Origin of the sequence: Stenotrophomonas sp. 2YAF22, from assembly GCF_052114665.1 — a bacterium.
Classification (GTDB): Bacteria; Pseudomonadota; Gammaproteobacteria; order Xanthomonadales; family Xanthomonadaceae; genus Stenotrophomonas; species Stenotrophomonas indicatrix.
In genome coordinates this window covers 1-2,921 of sequence record NZ_JBFRFE010000560.1, presented here as the reverse complement: position 1 = coordinate 2,921, position 2,921 = coordinate 1, and the positions used below count along the sequence as shown (strand labels likewise).

The 2,921-nt window shown below is 69.2% G+C and carries 3 protein-coding genes and 1 pseudogene; all 4 read right to left on the bottom strand.

The window, feature by feature from the left end:
- Nucleotides 1-110 precede the first annotated feature (110 nt).
- Nucleotides 111-839: a LytR/AlgR family response regulator transcription factor gene (locus AB4Y84_RS18130; protein ID WP_025879008.1), complete on the bottom strand. Its 729-nt coding sequence runs from the start codon at nucleotides 837-839 to the stop codon at nucleotides 111-113.
- Nucleotides 840-849: 10 nt separating this feature from the next.
- Nucleotides 850-1,866, bottom strand: coding sequence for a sensor histidine kinase (locus AB4Y84_RS18125; protein ID WP_442244531.1), 1,017 nt, complete (start codon nucleotides 1,864-1,866; stop codon nucleotides 850-852).
- Nucleotides 1,867-1,896: 30 nt separating this feature from the next.
- Complete coding sequence (locus AB4Y84_RS18120; RefSeq protein WP_442244528.1) at nucleotides 1,897-2,556, bottom strand: alpha/beta hydrolase; 660 nt, start codon at nucleotides 2,554-2,556, stop codon at nucleotides 1,897-1,899.
- A gap of 50 nt (nucleotides 2,557-2,606) precedes the next feature.
- Nucleotides 2,607-2,921: pseudogene (locus tag AB4Y84_RS18115) on the bottom strand (glucans biosynthesis glucosyltransferase MdoH); the annotation flags it as partial.

Here is a 2,921-nt window from a genome sequence, read left to right as displayed (position 1 = left end):
CCGCCCGCCCATCCCGCCTCACCCAACACGCAACAACACAGAGCCGACCAACCCGCTGTTGCTGTTGCTGTTGCTGTCGAAGCAGTCGCGGCCGCAGGCCGCGCGTAACCTCACAGATGCCGCAATTCCTGCTTCAGCGTCGCCACGCAGCGCCGGCTCACTTCCAGCGGCTGCTTGCCATGCCGCAGCACCGCCTGCACCTGGCCACCACTGCCACGACGCAGTTCCACCAGTTCGTGGCGCGCCACCAGGCAGTTGCGATGGATGCGCACGAAGCGGCTGGCGAACTCTTCCTCCAGCGACTTCAACGATTCCTCGATCAGGTCCTCGCCACGCGCGTGATGCACCACCACGTACTTTTCTTCGGCCTGCAGATAGTGGATATCGTCCAGCGGAATCAATCGCAGGCTGCCCCGCAGGCGGGCACACAGCATGCTGCGGGCCTGGCCGCCGGTGTGCTGGGGTTGCCCATCACGGCCGGCCAGGAAGGTGCGGGCACGCGCGATCGCCGCCGCCAGCCGCTCGGCGCGCACCGGCTTCATCAGGTAATCGATGGCCGCTGCCTCGAACGCCGACAGCGCGTGCGCATCGTAGGCGGTGCAGAACACCACGGCCGGCCTCGGCTCGAAACTGGCCAGATGGCGGGCCGCTTCCAGCCCGTCCAGGCCGGGCATGGCGATATCCAGCAGCACCAGGTCCGGCTGCAGTTCGGCGCACGCGTGCAGGGCCTGCTCGCCGTTGCCGGCCTCGGCCACTACGTCCACCCCTTCCTGCGCGGCCAACAGGCTGCGCAGGCGCTCGCGCGCCAGCGGTTCGTCATCGGCGATGACTACCCTCACGATCGTCCCCTCACTGGATCGGCACCGTCACCTGACAGGCATAGTAGCCCTCGCTCCAGCCAGCCGTCATCCGCGCGGCGCGGCCAAAGCGCCAGGTCAGGCGATGGCCGATGCTGTGCTGGGCGTGGCCTGCTCCCTGCGCCAGGGCCAGCCCGGGCACCTGCGGATCCGGTGCAGGATTGCGTACGCGGATCTGCAGCTCGCTGCCCACACAGGCCAGATGCAGTTCGATGGTGCCACCTTCGGGCAGGCGCGAGATGCCGTGCAGCACCGCGTTTTCCACCAGGGGCTGCAGCACCAGCCGCGGCATCGGCAGGTCCCAGGGCAGGGGTTCATCGCGCTGCCAGTTCACCCGCAGGCGGTCGCCCAGGCGCAGCGATTCAATCGACAGATAGCGCTCGGCCAGTTCGCACTCATCGCGCAGGGTCGAATCGCCTTCGCCCGCCCCCAGCGCGGCGCGGAACAGATCGGACAGGTCGAGCACGGCACGCTCGGCCACCGCCGGGTCGCGATGCAGCAGGCTGGCGATCAGGTTCATGCTGTTGAACAGGAAGTGCGGGCGGATGCGCGCCTGCAGAGCGTCAGCCTGCGCGCGGGCATTGGCCTGCACCTGCGCCGCCCAGCGGTCGCTGACATAGAAGTAGCGCAGCGCCAACGCGGTGATCAGCGCCGTGGTAGCCGCGCTGCCCAGGGTGAAGCGCCAGAAGCCGATGCCGCGCGCGAAGTTGTCGCCCAGCACGGCATACAGGGCGTGGATGATGCCCGCGCACAGGATGGCGATCAGCGCGGCCAGGCCGACGGCGGCGACGGCGCCCAGCGTTTCCGGCAGCTTCGACAGCGCCTGCCGCAGCAGGCACAGGCTGGCGGTAACCGCCAGCGCCAGCCACAGCGCGAAACCACTGGCCGAGGCCAGTTCACCCATCGTCCAGTGGCGGCTGCCATCGGGCGCCAATGCCAGCACCACCACCACCAGTTCGGCCAGGCCGAGCATCGCTGCCAACCGCGGCAAGCGGCACAGTTCCGGCATCCACGGGGTGGCAGCGCTTGCGGCCATGGGTCAGGCGACGCCCAGGCGTGCCTGCAGCCAGTCGCCCAACGCGTCGATTTCCTCGGCGCAGACCTGGTGGGCCATCGGGTAGCTGTGCCACTGCACGTCGAGCCCGAGCGTGCGCAACGTCTCGGCGCTGTGCGCGGCCACTGCCTGCGGGATCACCGGGTCGCTGCTGCCGTGGGCCATGAACACCGGCACGTCCACCGCGCCATCGACGCGCGACGCGCTTTCGGCATCCGGCAGGTAGGTCGACAGTGCGATCAGGCCGGCCAAGGGTGCAGTGCGTGCCAGCGCGGCGCTGAGGATCACCGCCCCGCCCTGCGAAAAGCCGGCCAGGAAGATGTGATCGGCGGCGACACCGCGTTCGATCTCGCGGGCGATCAGCGCATCCAGCTGCGCCACCGACTCCTGCACGCCGGTCATGTCGGCGCGCGAACGGAAGTCCATGCCAACGATGTCGTACCAGCCACGCATCGGCACGCCGTTGTTGATCGTGATCGGCCGCACCGGTGCGTGCGGGAACACGAAGCGCAGCGCCGGCCAGTGCGGACGCACCAGTTCGGGCACGATCGGCGCGAAATCATGGCCGTCGGCACCGAGGCCGTGCAGCCAGATCACCGACCACTGCGGCGAGGTGCCGGTTTCCTGTTCCACCGTTTGCAGCATGTTGCGGCTCCTGTACGTTCAAGCCGCATTATGCCGCTGGCACGGTGCGATCAGTACAGCGGCGGTTGCTCGGCCGCTTCCCGGCGCAGCTRTGCGGCGCGCACCAGCACCGGCGGCGGGATGTTCTCTTCAGGGATGTCGAGCAGGCCAAGGCGATGCAGGAAGGCACCCGGCCCGCGCAGCGAGGTCAGGGCCACCACCGGCACCGCCAGCACCATGCCGATCACCACCGGCGCCATCCAGGCCGCCAGCGACGGCGACACCGCCCACGCCAGCACGCCCATGAAGGCGCCAAACACGCCCAGGCCGCCGTAGCCGCGCACCAGCGAAATCCACGAGATGCCACCGTCGTCACGCTGCTGTGC

Excerpts from the sequence above, each read along its gene's own strand:
- AB4Y84_RS18125 (WP_442244531.1), bottom strand. The coding sequence starts at position 1,866 with ATGCCGGAACTGTGCCGCTTGCCGCGGTTGGCAGCGATGCTCGGCCTG.
- AB4Y84_RS18120 (WP_442244528.1), bottom strand. The coding sequence starts at position 2,556 with ATGCTGCAAACGGTGGAACAGGAAACCGGCACCTCGCCGCAGTGGTCG.